19 protein-coding genes are annotated in these 16,941 nt (G+C 46.8%); 4 read left to right on the top strand and 15 right to left on the bottom strand.

The window, feature by feature from the left end; genetic code table 11:
* Positions 1-14 precede the first annotated feature (14 nt).
* From spoIIIAF to spoIIIAA, 6 genes are read right to left on the bottom strand one after another with little or no spacing between them, the layout of a single operon-like run.
* On the bottom strand, positions 15-845 hold the full coding sequence (spoIIIAF, locus tag AC4G47_RS10170; protein ID WP_491105905.1) for a stage III sporulation protein AF: 831 nt from the start codon (positions 843-845) through the stop codon (positions 15-17).
* A gap of 31 nt (positions 846-876) precedes the next feature.
* A complete protein-coding gene (gene spoIIIAE, locus AC4G47_RS10165; protein ID WP_491105904.1) occupies positions 877-2,067 on the bottom strand; it encodes a stage III sporulation protein AE in 1,191 nt (396 codons plus the stop codon).
* 20 nt (positions 2,068-2,087) lie between these two features.
* Entirely contained in the window at positions 2,088-2,477 is a 390-nt protein-coding gene (spoIIIAD, locus tag AC4G47_RS10160) for a stage III sporulation protein AD (protein ID WP_017687586.1), read from the bottom strand.
* A 32-nt stretch (positions 2,478-2,509) separates the two neighbouring features.
* Positions 2,510-2,713, bottom strand: a complete 204-nt coding sequence (gene spoIIIAC / locus AC4G47_RS10155) for a stage III sporulation protein AC (RefSeq protein ID WP_017687585.1) — start codon at positions 2,711-2,713, stop codon at positions 2,510-2,512.
* A gap of 29 nt (positions 2,714-2,742) precedes the next feature.
* Positions 2,743-3,261 (bottom strand): stage III sporulation protein SpoIIIAB, encoded by a 519-nt coding sequence (gene spoIIIAB / locus AC4G47_RS10150; RefSeq protein WP_491105903.1) that lies wholly within the window; start codon positions 3,259-3,261, stop codon positions 2,743-2,745.
* Positions 3,254-4,258 carry a stage III sporulation protein AA gene (gene spoIIIAA, locus AC4G47_RS10145; RefSeq protein ID WP_458123165.1) on the bottom strand — a complete coding sequence of 335 codons (1,005 nt, stop codon included), beginning with the start codon at positions 4,256-4,258 and terminating at the stop codon, positions 3,254-3,256. The genes spoIIIAB and spoIIIAA overlap by 8 nt, the downstream gene beginning before the upstream one ends.
* A gap of 262 nt (positions 4,259-4,520) precedes the next feature.
* Between spoIIIAA and AC4G47_RS10140 the strand changes: the two genes are divergently transcribed.
* On the top strand, positions 4,521-5,270 hold the full coding sequence (locus tag AC4G47_RS10140) for a 2-phosphosulfolactate phosphatase (RefSeq protein WP_491105902.1): 750 nt from the start codon (positions 4,521-4,523) through the stop codon (positions 5,268-5,270).
* Positions 5,271-5,349: 79 nt separating this feature from the next.
* Here the strand turns inward: AC4G47_RS10140 and AC4G47_RS10135 are convergent, their stop codons facing one another.
* From AC4G47_RS10135 to AC4G47_RS10115, 5 genes are all read right to left on the bottom strand, one after another.
* Positions 5,350-6,603: an aspartate kinase gene (locus AC4G47_RS10135; RefSeq protein ID WP_458123167.1), complete on the bottom strand. Its 1,254-nt coding sequence runs from the start codon at positions 6,601-6,603 to the stop codon at positions 5,350-5,352.
* 190 nt (positions 6,604-6,793) lie between these two features.
* The gene (efp, locus tag AC4G47_RS10130) at positions 6,794-7,351 is read right to left on the bottom strand and encodes an elongation factor P (RefSeq protein WP_036614394.1); all 558 of its coding nucleotides are present in this window, start codon (positions 7,349-7,351) and stop codon (positions 6,794-6,796) included.
* Between the two features lie 289 nt (positions 7,352-7,640).
* The gene (locus AC4G47_RS10125; protein WP_491105901.1) at positions 7,641-8,714 is read right to left on the bottom strand and encodes a M24 family metallopeptidase; all 1,074 of its coding nucleotides are present in this window, start codon (positions 8,712-8,714) and stop codon (positions 7,641-7,643) included.
* A 39-nt stretch (positions 8,715-8,753) separates the two neighbouring features.
* Complete coding sequence (gene aroQ / locus AC4G47_RS10120) at positions 8,754-9,197, bottom strand: type II 3-dehydroquinate dehydratase (protein ID WP_442032198.1); 444 nt, start codon at positions 9,195-9,197, stop codon at positions 8,754-8,756.
* A gap of 76 nt (positions 9,198-9,273) precedes the next feature.
* Entirely contained in the window at positions 9,274-9,852 is a 579-nt protein-coding gene (locus AC4G47_RS10115; protein ID WP_491105900.1) for a YqhR family membrane protein, read from the bottom strand.
* Positions 9,853-10,066: 214 nt separating this feature from the next.
* Between AC4G47_RS10115 and AC4G47_RS10110 the strand changes: the two genes are divergently transcribed.
* Together AC4G47_RS10110 and AC4G47_RS10105 are read left to right on the top strand one after the other, a co-directional pair.
* Positions 10,067-11,059, top strand: a complete 993-nt coding sequence (locus AC4G47_RS10110) for a DUF1385 domain-containing protein (RefSeq protein ID WP_145322653.1) — start codon at positions 10,067-10,069, stop codon at positions 11,057-11,059.
* A gap of 5 nt (positions 11,060-11,064) precedes the next feature.
* Entirely contained in the window at positions 11,065-11,397 is a 333-nt protein-coding gene (locus AC4G47_RS10105) for a hypothetical protein (protein WP_491105899.1), read from the top strand.
* Between the two features lie 62 nt (positions 11,398-11,459).
* On the opposite strand, the gene AC4G47_RS10100 is transcribed toward AC4G47_RS10105, so the two are convergent.
* From AC4G47_RS10100 to mntR, 3 genes are all read right to left on the bottom strand, one after another.
* Entirely contained in the window at positions 11,460-12,461 is a 1,002-nt protein-coding gene (locus AC4G47_RS10100; protein ID WP_491105898.1) for a patatin-like phospholipase family protein, read from the bottom strand.
* Positions 12,462-12,550: 89 nt separating this feature from the next.
* Positions 12,551-14,161, bottom strand: coding sequence for a family 10 glycosylhydrolase (locus tag AC4G47_RS10095; RefSeq protein ID WP_491105897.1), 1,611 nt, complete (start codon positions 14,159-14,161; stop codon positions 12,551-12,553).
* 209 nt (positions 14,162-14,370) lie between these two features.
* Positions 14,371-14,799, bottom strand: a complete 429-nt coding sequence (mntR, locus tag AC4G47_RS10090) for a transcriptional regulator MntR (protein WP_062835284.1) — start codon at positions 14,797-14,799, stop codon at positions 14,371-14,373.
* Positions 14,800-14,990: 191 nt separating this feature from the next.
* On the opposite strand from mntR, the gene splB reads away from it, so the two are divergent.
* The gene (splB, locus tag AC4G47_RS10085; protein WP_491105896.1) at positions 14,991-16,061 is read left to right on the top strand and encodes a spore photoproduct lyase; all 1,071 of its coding nucleotides are present in this window, start codon (positions 14,991-14,993) and stop codon (positions 16,059-16,061) included.
* Positions 16,062-16,200: 139 nt separating this feature from the next.
* On the opposite strand, the gene AC4G47_RS10080 is transcribed toward splB, so the two are convergent.
* Positions 16,201-16,914 (bottom strand): cytochrome c biogenesis CcdA family protein, encoded by a 714-nt coding sequence (locus tag AC4G47_RS10080; RefSeq protein WP_036614418.1) that lies wholly within the window; start codon positions 16,912-16,914, stop codon positions 16,201-16,203.
* Positions 16,915-16,941 lie beyond the last annotated feature (27 nt).

Here is a 16,941-nt window from a genome sequence, read left to right as displayed (position 1 = left end):
GGACACCCTCCTTCTCAGAGCACTTCAGCACTTTTCGGCTCTTTCACTTGGACGTTGTTCGCATCAACATCCCACTTTTCAGTCAACAATGTAATAATTTTCACCGCATGTTCTGACCGTGAAGATGTCTCGCTTGGGGTCTTGGTCTCATCTGCCTGATCACGTATAACAGGCTCGGAAGATGCTTCATTTCCATCATGTTGACTTTTACTCACATCAATCTGTACATCAGGCACTTCAATCTGACCAATCTGGATGGGCTGCTGTGTTTTCTGCGATTCATCCTTATCTGACTCTGTATCTGTGCCGAATATGGGTTGTGTATTTGCAGCAACTTCTTGCTGGCTTGATTTCACTTCTCCTCCTGCATTCTCTCCTGCCATCTCAACCAACACACGCTGGATTACAGGCAGTTCGACTGACGAGGCAGCTTCCATTTCCGTTTCATATTTACTCATTGCCAGTTGCACCTCTACGGACCGAACCTTCGCTCCTGTTGTTTCTTCGATCTGGCCTTTCATGACATTAGCCAGTTCTTTGGCTGTCCATTGCAGGGATTGTTCCTGTTCGTTTGATTGCAGCTGCTTGCCCTGAGCCAGAATCTGTTCGAGCGTTGCACTCCCATTCGATGGAGCATCCATTGCCGACATTGCCCGTTTCAGTTCACCAACCGGATCACTTCTAAGGAGCTTTGTAACGGGGGATAAAAGGGTCAGCAGGATGAGAAGGCTCAGCACAAGCTTGACATAACGTTCCATGGATCGATTGGGCAACAGCATATCCACGAAAGTCGCCAGCAGAACGATCATGATCAATTCCTGGAGCCAGTTGCTCAGCCACCCCATCCTTTTCCAACCCCTTTCTTGCAACCTGCACTCAGCGCATCATGACAGTCAGATTCCCTGCAGTCAGCAGGATGGTGATCGCCAGGAAAAACATCAAGCCGACAGCTGCCAGCGCCGCAAAGACGTATATCATGCTCTTGCCGATGGCCTGCAGGCATCCTACGATCGGGGTGTCTCCTAGCGGTTGCATAATGGCACCGGTAACGTTGTATATCAAGGCAAGAGCCAGGATTTTGAGTGCCGGAAAGGCACATAGAAACAGAATGATGATAACTCCAGTGAGTCCAATTGCATTTTTGACAAGTAAAGAAGCTGTAATTACCGTATCCGTCGCATCCGCAAATGTTCTGCCCACAATAGGGACAAAGTTGCCTGCGATGTATTTGGCGGCCTTCAGGCTGACTCCATCCGCTACGGAGCCCGATGCTCCCTGAACCGAGATTACGCCCAGAAACATCGTTAGCAGGATACCCAGCAGTGCCACACTAATATTGCGCAGGAGGTCAGCCAGCTGTGTCAGCTTGTACTTGTCAGACAATGAACTGACGAGATGCAGAACAGCTGAGAAGAAGAGTAGCGGGAATACCAACATGTGAATCAATGTACTCACCAGGTGGATCATGAAAATGATGAGTGGATGGGTCACGGAAACAGTGATAACGTTACCCATGGACGCGAGCAGTGTGAATAACAAGGGAACCATCGCCATCATGAAGTTGATCATGCCGGTTATGGCATCCTTGGCGTATCCAATCGCCACACTGAAGCTATTAATCGCAATGATGATGATGACCATATAACAGATGGAATAGGCAATTTTGCTAATATTATTTTTCTCGAAAGCGGTCTGAAGGGTCTCCAGAATCATGCTCAGTACGCTTAACATCACAATCGTGACCAGAAGCTTGCCATTATATAAAATTTCATGCAGCAAGAAGGTTCCTATGGCTACAAACACCGACTTCAGGCTGAACCCTTCATTGCCGGGGACTAACATATCCATGAAGGAAGGGGTTTTCCCATCCGGGAAAAAACCACCGTATTGTTGCATCAGTTGATCCCAGTATTTCTCCACCTGATCCTTGGGAAGCTGATCGGCCTGTTGCTCCATCCACTCGCCGGAAGGCGAGCTTGCAGTAACCTGTCCCAGAATACCGAACAGAAAACAGAGCATCAGCACAACCGTAAGGCGCCATTGCGGCTTATGATGCATCGATTTCATATGAAGTCCGCACGCCCCTTCTACACCGGCATCAGCTTCATGACGGTTTCGATAATAATGCTGATGATCGGTATAGCAAGTACCAGGATCAACACCTTACCAGCCAGTTCAATCTTGGACGCAATGCTCTCCTGGCCTGCATCCCTGACGATCTGTGCACCAAATTCAGCAATGTACGCTATGCCAATGATTTTCAACACCGTTTTTAGATAAATACTCTCCATGCCTGAATTCTCGGCAAGCCGCTTCAACACTTCAATGACTGCACCGATCTTGCCAATCAACAACATGAAGATCACAATGCCGGTCGCGGCAGCAATCAGAAAGGCAAACATCGGCTTCTGTTCTTTAATGACCAGAATGAGCACTGTTGCGATGAGCGCCAAACCTACAACTTGGATAATTTCCACAGGTCACCACCATCCGGCTTCATGACCGTTTTTCATTGAAAAAGAAATATCGATTTGATCTCTTGTAGCAGGCTGTCCAGCATACGGACCACCATGAACAATACAACGACAAATCCGATTACGGTCACCCAGTGAGCCATATCTTCCTTTCCCATTTGTTTCAGTACCGTGTGAATCATGGCAATAATGATTCCGATACCCGCAATTTGAAAGATTGCGTTCACTTCTAGATTCATGACCTTGGCACCTCACTATCCCGGCTATTTCAGAAGATCAGAATGACGATTAACGCTCCGACAAGCATCCCGAGACTTCGGCTCATTCGTTCATATTTCATTTGATCGGCCTGCGCACGGGATTCCTCATGCATTAGTTGTTGAATGGCTAACGATATATGTTTGGTCTGATCCTGACGGTCACTTGTGCCAAGGCTGAAGCTTAATTGCAGCATGACTTCCCGCTCGTCAGCCTTCATGGCCGATCTTCCCCAAGCCAGATCTACGCCTAACTGAAGACTTTCCCGGGCAGTGAGTCCATGAGGAGGTTCCATCTGTGTGGCTGCATGAAGGAACAGCGTCTTTACAGGTTCTTTGGTCTGGGCTCCCATCTTGCCCATGGCATCAGGAAGGGGAGTGAGCCCATAGTTAATCTCCGTCATTAGTCGCTGGAGGGCTGCAATGAGTTCTCGCAACTGTCTCGGTCTTAATGCATACTGTCTGGCCTTGTAAAATCCGGCGAGGGTGCTGGCGAGCAGGATGATTACCGCACCAAGCATGTTAACCAAAGGCTTCACCTCCTGCCCCGGTCTGCTGCAAACCACGCATTTTGCCATCAGCCAGCCGAAAGGTCATGCCTCGGCTCGTCCGTTGCAGCTGGACATAACGTTGAAACATCTGCTCTGCAATTAAGGTTCTGAGCGCAGGCCTGGACGACAGCTCCGATAGGTCACGGCCATGAGCAGTCGCGATTACTGAGACTCCTGCATGCAGGGCTTCCATCACCGCCTCGGCATCCTCCGGACGACCGATCTCGTCCACAATCAGGACATCGGGCGACATGGAGCGAAGCATCATCATCATGCCCTCAGCCTTCGGACAACCGTCCATCACATCTGTTCGTGGGCCCACGTCGAATCCAGGTACTCCTTTGTAGCTACCGGCGATTTCGGACCTCTCATCCACAATGCCCACTTTCAGACGCGGACGTATTCCCTGTACCAGTTCACTGCCCCCCGTAAGCTTCGTTCCGCTGCTAATTTGTCTCGCCAGATCTCGCAGCAACGTCGTTTTTCCTTGTTGAGGCGGTGAAAGGATCAACGTATGGAAGACCTGTCCGCTCTTCATATCGAGAAGATAAGGAAGGATACGGTCAGCTACTCCATGTACCTCACGTGCTACCCGGACGTTAAATCCGTTGATGTCGCGCAGGTATTCGACACGCCCACCGCTTAGTACGGTTCGGCCAGCAAGTCCAATTCGATGTCCCCCGGGGATGGTGATGAACCCTTTGCGCAGTTCCTCTTCCAATGTGTAGAGTGAGTGGTTACTGATCAGATCCAGCAACCTGTGCGTCACTTCTTTCTGAGGAACATACGCCTCTTCAGGGTTCCCTGTCGGACTACCTTGAGGTGTCAGGAAGTGGTATGTGTTGCCTGCATTTATCTCCAGCGGTCTGCCTTCACGAATACGTACTTCCTCCACTTGTTCCAATAGAGCGGGTGGCATTCTTCCGAGAATGGTGCGGATCGGTTCCGGAAAAAGTTCCTTCCAGTTCACCTTCATGAGTAGGCTCCTCCAACTTTGAGATCATATGGTTCACGCTTCTGGCGCTTGTTCATATCTCAAGTTTATGCCTGTACATTTAATTTATGACGCTGAAATCTATCATTTCTTCAGAATGCGGTTGAGAGTTGAAACCATAGATCAACCTACTGCTCTAGGCACCCGTCTAGATGCGCATGCATATGGTAATTGCAGATAGGTAAGTTCCATTCCAGTTCAAATAGAACTACCGATCCCCAGATACAGGAAGGAGTTGTGGGGAGTGCGAGTTGATGTGGTAGGCAATGTGAATGAGTTACGCACCATTGATGTTGCAGGGCGTAGTGCGGTTGTCATTGATGTATTATGTACGACCAGTACGATTGTTACAGCCCTGGCTTATGATGCTGCAGCTGTGATTGCCGTAGAGACGGTTCCACAAGCCAAACAAATGGAAATGAAAGATTGCATTCGGGGCGGGGAGCGGTTTGACAAAAAAATTACCGGATTCGAGGTGGGTAATTCCCCCTATGAATATATGACTGAAGGTGTTGCAGATAAAACGATCATATTGACTACAACCGATGGGACCCGGGCCTTGATCAAAGCTTCCAAGGCGAAACATGTACTCGCTGGATCATTTCTCAATGTGCAGGCTGTCGCAGCAGTTCTATGCGAACTGCAAAGAGATGTATTGTTGCTATGTGCGGGGACACAGGATGAATTTGCACTGGAGGATGGCTTGTGTGCTGGATGCATTATCGAAGAGCTACACCGACAATCCTATTCCCCCATTCAATTGAACGATCTCGGTATAGTCCTTCATCAGGCGGTATCCCAATGTAAGGACAGCATCCCGGATATGATGAGAATATCGTCTGGTGGGCGAAGGCTTGAGAAGTTAGGCAGGGTTCATGATATTTCGTATTGTTCTCAATTAAACCTGCTGGATTGTGTTCCGGAGATGGGGGAGGGGAACCGTATGGCGCCTTATCGGGGGATACGCGGGGAGAAGATATTCAAGTTGCTGTGAGAAATGCTATGAAAAAAAGGTGCACTGCTGCCCGTTGGCAACAGTACACCTTTGTTATGTTTACAAATATAGAAACAACTTATCTGCGATCTTGTGGTCCGCCAATAACGGCTTGCTCGGCGGTATCGAGATCATATGCTGTATGCAACGCCTTAATAACGTCATGCAGCTTCTCTCCATCAATGACACAAGATACTTTGATCTCGGAAGTGCTCACCATCTTGATGCTCACGCCTTCAGCAGAAATGACCTTGAACATCTTGGCAGCTACACCCGGGTGACTGACCATCCCAGCGCCAACAATGGAGATTTTAACGAGGTTCTCTTCAGATGTGACTTCACGGTAAGGCAAGCGGCTGTGAAGGCCTTCAATGACACGCAATGCGTTCTCACGATCAGATAGCGCAACAGAGAACGAGAAGTCCGCTTTGCCATCCATCACTCCGCTCTGAACGATAATGTCCACATCCAGCTGATTGGATGCAAGCGCACCAAATACTTCAGCCAGAACTCCTGGTACATCCGGCACACCCAAAATACTGATGCGAGCCACGTTTTTGTCATAGGCAATACCACTAACCACTACGCCTTGTTCCATTGCTGCTTCCTCCTTCACAACCGTTCCTTCATTATGGTTAAAGCTGGATCTTACAATCAAAGGCACACCGGAATGCTTCGCGTACTCTACTGCACGCGGATGCAGCACCGCTGCTCCCAAATTAGCGAGTTCCAGCATTTCGTCATACGATATTTCCTTCAGCTTGCGCGCAACCTTAACGATCCGCGGGTCTGTAGAATAGATTCCGTCTACATCCGTATAGATCTCGCACGCATCAGCCTTAATGGCTGCAGCCAGCGCTACAGCTGTTGTATCCGAACCACCACGACCCAGTGTTGTGATCTCGCCGTCTTCCGTCATGCCTTGGAAGCCAGCAACAATAACTATGTTACCTTCAGCAAGCGCTGCATTCACACGGTCGGGATGAATATCATGTATACGTGCTTTTCCGTGAACCGGCTCTGTACGGAATCCCGCTTGCCAGCCCGTAAATGATACTGCCTTGCGTCCAAGCGCTTGAATAGCCATCGATAACAAAGAGATCGAAATCTGTTCTCCTGTCGTTAAGAGCATATCCATCTCACGAGCAGGCAGATCACTATTCAGTTGTTTTGCCTGATCAATCAAATCATCGGTTGTATCCCCCATGGCCGAAACCACGACTACACACCGATGTCCTTCATCAGCTTTTTCTACAACACGTCCGGCTACACGCTTCATGCGCTCTGTATCTCCGACCGAACTGCCCCCAAATTTCATGACGTACAATGACAACGCAAATCCACTCCCTACCTTGTGCAGTATGCATAATTGATGTCCACCGTCATTATTCTCTACGAGAAATGACTTTAACCCAGTATATTACGAAAGCGACTGATAGGCTAATCTTTTTTCGAAAAAACCCTCTGCCAAAGGAATGGCAAAGGGTTGTTAGTAACGTTTTTTAGCTTACAAGTTGTGAAAGTTACGCACGGGAAGAGTATTTACCTTCACGTGTATCGATCAGGAGAACGTCACCTTCGTTGATGAACAAAGGAACCTGGACGTTCAAGCCTGTTTCCACTTTTGCATTTTTGGTAGCACCTTGTGCAGTGTTACCTTTTACGCTTGGCTCAGTCTCGATAACTTTCAACTCAACGCTTGTTGGCAAGTCGATTCCGAGGATTTCACCTTGGTAGCTAACGATCTTAACGACCATGTTTTCTTTCAGGAAGTTCAATTCCCATTCCAGTTGCTCACTAGTCAATGTGAACTGATCATATGTTTCGTTATCCATGAACGTGTGCTCTGTACCACTTGCATAGAGGTAGGATACGCCACGGTTTTCGATGATGGCACGACCAATGGTTTCGCCTGCACGGAATGTTTTTTCAACGGTGTTACCATTACGCAGGTTTTTCAATTTGGAACGTACGAAGGCAGCGCCTTTACCTGGTTTAACGTGTTGGAAATCAAGTACGGTATAGATATCGTTATCTACTTGCACGGTCAAACCTGTTTTAAAATCGTTTACTGAAATCACAAAAAATCCCTCCTGATATGGTTGAAAAGTAGGTGATATAAGACGATGAGTTAATGTTATATGTAAAATGATTCAAGAAAGGCCACCTTGTTCACTTCGATTGCAGTACCATCCTCCGATCACTGTTATCCCCAGATTTTTTGATCCCATTATTAATGGGAAAATCCGGTGATAAAGGCGAACGCTTCGCTTCATCAGATTGGTTCTGCACTCTCCGTTATGGTTGAATTTCTTATTTTCAATTTAAATAACACATTAAAAATCGTCTTATATCCCTGGTGGCTGTAATTTAGCCGATTACGGTGAACTTCTTGTCCGACTTCGTGAGAATATGAATACCCGTCTCGGTAATCACCACGTCATCCTCGATACGCACGCCGCCAAGCCCGTCAATATATATACCCGGTTCAACGGTAACAACCATACCCGGTTTCAATACATCGTCGCTAAGCTTGGACAAGCGAGGAGCTTCGTGAACTTCCATGCCCAGACCGTGGCCTGTGCTGTGTCCGAACTGATCTCCATATCCGTGACCTGCGATGATATCACGAGCCAGTGCATCTGCTTCCCGTCCGGTCATACCCGGTTTCAGGTTCTCCAGCGTATGTAACTGAGCTTCCAGTACAATGTCATAAATTTTGCGCAGTTCAGGTACAGGTGTGCCTGTTGCAATGGTACGTGTCAGATCTGAACAGTATCCGTCCAAAAGTGCACCAAAGTCAAATGTAATTAACTCATTTTGACCGATGACCTTGCTGCTCGCTACACCATGAGGCATAGCAGAACGTTCACCCGATGCTACAATCGTGTCAAACGAAGAGGACGTTGCTCCATGTTTGCGCATGAAAAACTCCATCTCCAGATCCACTTCACGCTCCGTCATGCCTGGTTTTGCAAATTGCAGAACGTGGCTGAACGTGGCATCCGCCAGATCTGCTGCTCTCTGCATAACCGCAATCTCGTCTTGATCCTTGAACATGCGAAGTTGTTCCACAATCCCGGATACAGCTTTCAGTTCGATAGATTGAAGTGCTTCAGCATAAGCGGAATGCGTGCCGAATGTGACACTATCCTGCTCAAAGCCCACTTCTTTGATATTCGCGGATGTCAGCAATTCGCGCACCGTATCCATCGGCTTAGCTCCATGCTCCACAACGGTAAATCCTTTGGCTTGCTGAGGCGCTTGTGACATATAACGGAAATCAGTCAGCAAATATGCATCCTGTTCCGTAATCAGCACATATCCCGCCGAGCCTGTAAAGCCCGTCATATAACGACGGTTAATCGGGTTTGTAATCAGCATTGCTGTGAGTTCACGATCACGCATGGCTTCACGCAACTTATTTACTCGTTTGTTTTCCATCGGTAACCCTTCTTTCTCTCACATTCCCGGGTTCCCGGCTCAGGTTTGTTTGTCCAGATGACGCACAAGAGCCAGCAATCCCAGTTCATAGCTTACTTCGCCAAATCCGGCAATCTGCCCGATTGTTTCCGCTGCAATCACTGAATGATGTCTGAACGCTTCGCGTGCATGAATGTTGGATAGATGTACTTCCACTGTAGGGACTTTTACAGCATTGATTGCATCACGTATAGCATAGCTATAATGGGTAAATGCTCCGGCATTCAATATCAGTCCGTCTGCTTCACCCATCGCTGCATGAATGCGGTCAATGATGTCCCCTTCATGGTTCGATTGATAAAAAGCGATGGAGACGCCAAGTTCATCAGCCTGTCTGCGAATTTTGTCCTCAATATCCTTCAGACTAAGCGTTCCATAGATGCCCGGTTCACGTACACCAAGCATGTTCAGGTTCGGACCATTGATCACAATAATTCGTTTCATCGCTGCTCCACCCTCTCTGCAAATAACCATCTGCTATTTTAACACAGCCATTGCCGGATTGAGAAGCTTTTTTGCGCTATGCCCCCGCTTGCTCTGGCTCGCGTTTACGTTCATCCGTGTACTCCATGGCTACCGTGTAACCAATGAACAGCCCCCATAGCAAAAAGAAACAGAGTTCCGTGATGATTGAATCCCACGTTAAACCGTTCAGAGGCTTCATCATCCCCAGTTTCGGCCCTACCAGGATAAAGAGAATCAGCCACCAGACGATTCCATACACCATGCCGGGTAAAGGCCCTTTTAATTTTCTAATCGTGAACGTGTAGAGCAAGGAAGCCAAGATGGAAAAAACGATAAAAAACAACCAGCCTGTCAAATGCCCGGCTGCAGTATATATATATTCATGTTTGAAAAAAGGCTCGGCCAGAAATCCCACCGGCACAATTGTAAAATGCAGCAGATAGAATAGCCAGTGTAATCCACCCCATATAAACCCGGCAAAGAAGCCAAGCTCTAATGCAAAGGAAAATGGCTTGGTATAGTAGTGCGCTTGACCTTGTCTCTGAGTAGGGCGCCTGCCCTTATCTTTTTGCTGACGCTCATTCGGTCGTTGACCCTCATCATGTGATGTATCATCATGCTTACGTTCTGTCATCGATATTCTCCTTTATTTCAGTTGATAACTCCGTATTATGACTCGATTTTTGTGCCTGATTCTACGAGGTAGTATGTTCAAAACAGGACAATCTTAACAACATCCTTCAAGGATTGACTCACAAACTAGAAATTGCTCTTAAAATTCGATACAATAGGGTTATTAAACTGCCTTTGATCGCGAAGGTCTAGAACAGAATAGGAAGGTGAATAATTTGCCTCAACAATCCAAGCCTGTCAGCTATGGGGGGCAAGCTGTCATTGAAGGCGTAATGTTCGGTGGGAAACATGTCAACGTTACAGCTGTTCGTAGAAAAGACGGCGAAATTACGTATCTGGAAGTTCCCAAGCAAGACAAGTCCTGGGTCACGAAATTGCGGCGGATTCCTTTATTACGCGGAATTGTCAGCATTATAGATTCAAGTGTCAAAGGTAGCAGACATCTCAATTATTCTGCTGACGCCTATGCTGATGATGAACTGGAACCGGAAGAGAAAGCCAAGCAAAAAGAGAAAGAAGGTTCAGGCTGGAGCCTTAGCATGATCATTGGTGTGACTGCGGTAGCCATCCTTTCATTCCTTTTCGGTAAAGTTGTGCTTACATTGCTTCCTGTTGTCATTGAGAATTTTCTATTTAAAAATGCATTCGACAATCAATTTTTGCATAATTTACTGGAAGGCGGCATCAAGCTGATCCTGTTGCTCGCCTACTTGTGGTTGATCTCCCAGACCCCGATGATCAAACGTCTCTTCCAGTACCATGGAGCAGAACACAAAGTAATCAGCGCACATGAAGCTGGTGAAGAATTGACACCGGAGAACGTGCAAAAATACAGCCGACTGCACTACCGTTGCGGAAGCAGCTTTATTATGCTGACTGTCATTATTGGAGTGTTTCTATACTCCCTCTTCACGTACGATAACCTATGGGAACGGATGGGTCAGCGTCTGCTGTTGTTGCCTGTTGTACTGGGTATTTCTTTTGAACTGTTAAAGCTTACGAATTCGGTACGTGATATTCCTGTACTGCGTTATCTCGGATACCCGGGATTATGGTTGCAATTGCTGACAACAAAAGAACCGACCAACGAACAGGTTGAAGTATCCATTGCTTCGTTTAACCGTATGCGTGAGTTGGATGCCAAGCTCGCCAATGTCTCGGCTAGATCAGAAGTACCTGTTGCAACACTCGATCCTGTGAAAGGGTGAATGATATGAACAAGCAGGCAATCTTATTTTGGACGTTCATCGCACTAGCTGCTGTTGGAGTCTTGACTTGGCTGGGAAGCGCTAATCCATCCAGGATCATTATTCCTCTGGTCGTGTTCGGAGCTGTATTCCTGCTGTATAAGTATCCGCCTCGTCGCTGGGCACAAAAAGCCAAATCACCGAAGATTAAGCCATCGGCACGAACTATGGCGAAAGTCAATGCACAGTCCAGTGCCAGAAAGAGCAGCAGCTCTTCGAAGAAACGCAAGGATTATCCTTTCCAAGTGATTCAGGGACAAAAAGGTAAAAGCGATGAAGATATACCGAAATTTCACTAAACGTTATTGAACATACAAAAGAGCAATTCTTCCAACAAGTGGAGAATTGCTTTTTTTCGTGTTTATAAAGGAATCAGAGGCGGAGCTTCAGCTAGTTTCTTGCGGAGCTCTTTTCTTTGTTTGTCCAGCTGAGCATCATACATTTTCGTATTCCATCCATTGAAAAATTGGGTTCCCGCGGTAGCACCAGATCGATACAAAGCCGTACTGTCTTGTACTGATAGATGAAACTGTGTCGGTTTAATCCCAAGCGTTGGTATTTTCACTGTACGGAACCGGTTAATCTGTTCAATATAGCGCTCATCATGGGCTGTGAGCATCGTCTCCACAAGAGCCTGAAGCATGCTTAGCGGTCCTTTAATCCGTGCAGGTTCCACTTCCGTCTTACCCACCATTTTGAATCCGACAACCGGAATAATGTCTCCCCCTCGTTCCGAACGATCACCATCGAAGAGCCACAGCGGAAAATTGCTAAGCAATCCACCATCCACAACATAAACGAACTGATCTTGAAAAGGCAGACCTTTGGAGAATACCGGCGATTTGCGTATCACGACCGGATCGAAAAAATAAGGAATACTGCAACTCATACGTACCGCTTTCGCAACATCCAGCTTGGCAGGATCAATTCCGAAGCGCCGAATATCATCTGGCAGCACCAGAATGGTCCCATTGGATATATCTGATGCGGTAATGAGCAGCTTGCCTTGCGGCAAATCGGCAAAAGTGCGAATCCCTTTCTGCTCCAGCATCTTGCGAATCCATGATTCCAGTGCTTCCCCCGAATACAAACCTTTCTTCAAGAACAGCCTCGCTGCGGGCCCGATCCATCGGGTATTAAATATGGGGGAACGACGCAGCAATGAAGCAAACGGCGTATTCTCAATAATGACTTTCATCTCTTCGGCCCGGTAACCAGCCGCTAATAGAGCAGCTACAATGGAACCCGATGACGTCCCAGCCACCCGATTAAACTGAATCCCGCAGTCTTGAGCACCCTGCACAGCTCCCGCAAGCGAGATTCCCTTCACGCCTCCACCTTCAAACACTGCGTTAATTAACACAACAAAACCCCCGTTCTCCAGGCAGCCACGTTTCTACTGCCACTCTATGAGAACAAGGGTTTGTCTTATAACTGTATTGTTAAATTGTTTTAGAGACCATAATAAGCTTTTAATTTGGCAATTAAGCCGAGAGGGTTCTTCGTCAGGTACTGTGAACTAAAGAATATATCCCCTTTAACCGAAGAATACTTCTTGTTATAGTTCAGCTGATCGATGATCTCCTGTGATGTCTGCCAGCCAATCTCTGGCGTACCTAACTTATAAGGTGAGTGGCCGATATACAATTTTACATTCGTGTTAGCCACTTCATTCGCCCACCAGTCCACGACTTTGTCGTATCGGGCTACGTTCAATGTCATACTCCAATACACCTGAGGGGCGACATAGTCGATCCACTCCTGGTTAATCCATGTCCGCACATCCGCATTCATGCTATCATACGCGGTTACTCCTGCTTTGGTATCAGAACCTGTCAGATCAACGGATTTGTTACGCCAGACTCCAAATGGGCTAATTCCATATTCAACGTTAGCTTTCACTCTGTGAATGCTCTGTCCAAGCTGCTTGACGAATTGATTAATATTGTCTCGCCGCCATTCAGCACGGTCCTTGGTATTCAATGTGTTGTAAGTTTTGAAGGCTGCATCATCATTAAAGGTCACATTGGACGGGTAGAAGTAATCATCCAGATGTACACCATCAATATCATACTGATTGACCACTTCCATGATCGTATCAATAATATGCTGTCTGGCTTCGGGGATACCCGGGTTAATGTACATTTTGCCGGACGCGTTCACAATCCAGTCTGGATGAAGCTTGGAAATGTGATTTGCAGCCAGATTGGATGTACTCGCCGAATTCGTTGCTCTAAACGGATTGAACCAGGCATGGAATTCCAGGCCACGTTTGTGTGCTTCCTCCACCATAAACGCGAGGGGATCATAGCCGGGATCTTTACCTTGTGTTCCTGTCAATACGCTGTTCCAAGGTACCAGACCTGAAGGATAGATGGCATCCCCATTGGCTCTCACTTGAACGAATACGGCATTAATGCCCATACCTTGTAAAGTATCGAGCTGTTTCGTGTACTCCTGCTTTTGCTTCTCCATATTTCCCTTGGCCCCGGATGAAGGCCAGTCTCCATTCACAGTGGAGATCCAGGCTCCCCGCATCTCTTCAGAAGCTGGTACAGAGCCTGTACCTCCAGGCTCTGCTGGGGTTGCCGGTGTTGGTTCAGGAGTCGGTACTGATTCGCCCCCTGTGTACAGATCAATGGTCTGAGCTGCCTGATTCCAGTTCACCCGAATACCAAGATTCTCACTGACGAATCGAATGGGTACCATGACCCGACCTTGCTTCAATTCTACGGATGCATCCAGACCAACTACAGTGTTATCCACGGTAGCCTGCTGGCGTCCGCTCGTCATCGTGATGACAGAATCGGATTTCTGGATCGTCACGGTACGTGTAGCCTGAGACCATAGAACAGACGCACCCAGTCCTTCACTAATAACACGCAGAGGTACCATCGTTACATTTACCTTAGGCAGGATGTAAGGTGATACATCCGATTCCAAGCGGTTGCCATCAAGAAAAATAGCGATTTCCTTCTGCCCAGCTGCTTGTGCTGTCATACCTGCTGTCTGTAATCCAAGTACAAAAATGAGCAGCAGCATCAATCCTTTACGAAGCTTCATCAGTGCAATCCTCCAAAATCATTATAATTTGCGGTAAATTCTACTAGTTTAATAGACGCTCCTAACGGTTGTTTAGTTGCGAATATCACCAAATTATGGTGTGAATGCACAAAAAAAAATGCTTCCTGCCATTGAAACGGCAAGAAGCATCCTTTGATCACAGGATACGATTCATTGTATATCACCATGTTTAAATTAACTGCTGTAAATCAAGACTCCGTATTACTCATGACGTCCTGAAGATTTTTGAGGTCACGTAACCGACTTTCATCCTGACGAAAGTATTCAACCAAAGACTCAATGCAAGTAATAGAATCCCAGCTCAAGTGATGTTCAATACCCTCAACATCATTATAGATGTTCTCTTCCTGAACACCAATCGTTGTCAAAAACTGTTCAAGCAGATGATGGCGCTCCATCAAACGTTTGCCCATCTTTTTGCCTTTTGGCGTAAGTACCAACCCGCGGTACTTCTCATAGATCAGGTACTCGTCTTTGTCCAGCTTTTGGATCATCTTGGTCACCGATGAAGGATGTACTTCCAGTCCTTCAGCTATATCAGACACACGAGCATAGCCCTTTTCATCAATTAATTTGTATATACGCTCCAAATAATCTTCCATACTGGGCGTTGGCATCTGCTTCCCTCTCTTCTCTCTGACCGGCCCTATTCGTGCCAGGTCCCTATCTTATAATGATACATGTTATCAATACGCATTGGCAAGTCCTGCACAATTCAGAGTGCATGGTTACGCAATTAATTGGAAGGCGTGACTATTCCCCGAACGAGGCAAACTAATTAAGGTTCCGCATCGAAAGGAGTGATTTCGTGAGTACAAGCGTCGCCCAAGCGCCAGTTCGTAAAGCAAAAGGTACTAAACCCTTTATTCCCGATTTGGTGTATTTTGAACCCGGTGCGTTGGAATATGATAAAGGCAAACGAATTATGGAATGGGTAACATCCAAAGACATCCCTTATCAGATGACCACATCCCATAACCGGATCACGAACCTGCCGGGTGAAACCGAACAAGAAAAGTACCGGATGGCGAAGCGTACTCTGGTCGTCGGTGTGCGCAAAACACTCAAGTTCGACCAGTCGAAACCTTCAGCGGAATATGCCATTCCCATCTCTACAGGCTGTATGGGGCACTGCCATTATTGTTATCTTCAAACTACACTTGGGGCCAAACCTTATGTCCGTGTCTACGTCAATACCGAGGAGATCATTCAGGCTGCAAAAGGATACATCGAAGAACGCGCGCCTGAAATCACGCGATTTGAAGCAGCCTGTACTTCCGATCCTGTGGGACTTGAGCATATCACGGAAAATTTGAGTGACCTGATCCGTTTTATGGCTGAAGAAGAATATGGACGCTTGAGATTCGTAACCAAATATCATCACGTTGATCCGTTGTTGAACATTAAACATAATGGCCACACCCGTATCCGGTTTAGCGTCAATTCGGATTATGTCATCAAAAACTTTGAACCGGCTACCTCCAGATTTGAAGAACGCATCGAAGCTGCTGGAAAAATTGCACACGCCGGTTATCCTCTGGGGTTCATTATCGCTCCGATTATGTGGTATAAAGGCTGGGAAGAAGGATACTCGGATCTGTTGCAGAAGCTGGCAGATACACTTCCAGAGGAAGCGACCAATGATCTTACGTTTGAGATGATTCAACACCGTTTTACCAAAACGGCCAAAGCGACCATTGAGAAGCGTTATCCCAAGACCAAGCTGGAGATGGATATTGAGAAACGCAAGATGAAATGGGGCCGCTGGGGTCAGTACAAGTATGTGTATAAAGATGACCAGCAGGATGCGCTTCGCGAATTTATTACGGAACGGATTTTTGAGCATTTTCCATTAGCTAATATTGATTATTTCACCTAACCGAAAAACTGCCCAAAATCATAGCTGATATTAGTATTCCTAACAAACGATTAAAAAGCAGGTTACATGACCAGAATAACTCTGGTTTTATGTAGCCTGCTTTGCCATACTTTTTTAAATTAAAATTCAGTTTATGCGTTTAAATAATCATCCAGTCTGGCGTGATCTGCTGCAACCAGATTGTAATCTTCGTCATCTGATCTGTAAAAAGTAATACGCCAAGGAACAACATTAATGCTCCTCCGACTTTCATCATGACATTGGAATACCGTAAAATCCAGCGTGTCGAGCCGATGAAGAACGCCAAAATAAAGAAAGGAATTGCAAACCCTGCGGTATAGCCTGTAATCAGCGCCAGCCAGGTTGTTGGCTCACTCGCAGCCATCGCAATAATCGCTGTTAGAATGGGGCCAATACAGGGCGACCAGCCTGCCGAGAAACCGATGCCAAAAATAAAAGAGCCCAGATATCCTGCAGGTTTCCATTTCATATCCAACTTGCGTTCCTTCATCAGAAACTGCGGCTTGAACACACCAAGCAAAAACAATCCCATAAGCATAATCAGAATCGCAGACAATTGACGAATCAGTTCGCGGTTATCATTGAAAAATTGGCCAAACAGTCCGGCACCAAGGCCAAGCGAATAAAATACAGCCGAGAAGCCTAAAATAAACGCCAGCGTGTGCGTCATCGTCTTAAAGCGGACTTCTCGCTGATTGCGGTCATCCTTCAATTGTTGCACCGTCATACCTGTGATATAGGAAAGGTATGATGGATACAACGGAAGACAACATGGTGATATAAATGAGACCAAGCCTGCTACAAAAGCCATCCATACATTAACATCAGGCATGAAGCGGATGTCTCCCTTCCCTGGGCC

The organism is Paenibacillus sp. Negev47 (genome assembly GCF_058313655.1).
Note: the sequence above shows the minus strand (reverse complement) of the source record. Positions and strands in the feature narration are given on the sequence as shown.

What these genes read in the sequence shown, in the direction of transcription:
- spoIIIAC (WP_017687585.1), bottom strand. Translation starts at nt 2,713, where the DNA reads ATGAATCTAGAAGTGAACGCAATCTTTCAAATTGCGGGTATCGGAATC.
- spoIIIAE (WP_491105904.1), bottom strand. Translation starts at nt 2,067, where the DNA reads ATGAAATCGATGCATCATAAGCCGCAATGGCGCCTTACGGTTGTGCTG.
- AC4G47_RS10115 (WP_491105900.1), bottom strand. Translation starts at nt 9,852, where the DNA reads ATGACAGAACGTAAGCATGATGATACATCACATGATGAGGGTCAACGA.
- mntR (WP_062835284.1), bottom strand. Translation starts at nt 14,799, where the DNA reads ATGCCAACGCCCAGTATGGAAGATTATTTGGAGCGTATATACAAATTA.
- AC4G47_RS10095 (WP_491105897.1), bottom strand. Translation starts at nt 14,161, where the DNA reads ATGAAGCTTCGTAAAGGATTGATGCTGCTGCTCATTTTTGTACTTGGA.
- AC4G47_RS10105 (WP_491105899.1), top strand. Translation starts at nt 11,065, where the DNA reads ATGAACAAGCAGGCAATCTTATTTTGGACGTTCATCGCACTAGCTGCT.
- spoIIIAA (WP_458123165.1), bottom strand. Translation starts at nt 4,258, where the DNA reads ATGAAGGTGAACTGGAAGGAACTTTTTCCGGAACCGATCCGCACCATT.
- spoIIIAF (WP_491105905.1), bottom strand. Translation starts at nt 845, where the DNA reads ATGGGGTGGCTGAGCAACTGGCTCCAGGAATTGATCATGATCGTTCTG.
- AC4G47_RS10080 (WP_036614418.1), bottom strand. Translation starts at nt 16,914, where the DNA reads ATGCCTGATGTTAATGTATGGATGGCTTTTGTAGCAGGCTTGGTCTCA.
- AC4G47_RS10125 (WP_491105901.1), bottom strand. Translation starts at nt 8,714, where the DNA reads ATGGAAAACAAACGAGTAAATAAGTTGCGTGAAGCCATGCGTGATCGT.
- aroQ (WP_442032198.1), bottom strand. Translation starts at nt 9,197, where the DNA reads ATGAAACGAATTATTGTGATCAATGGTCCGAACCTGAACATGCTTGGT.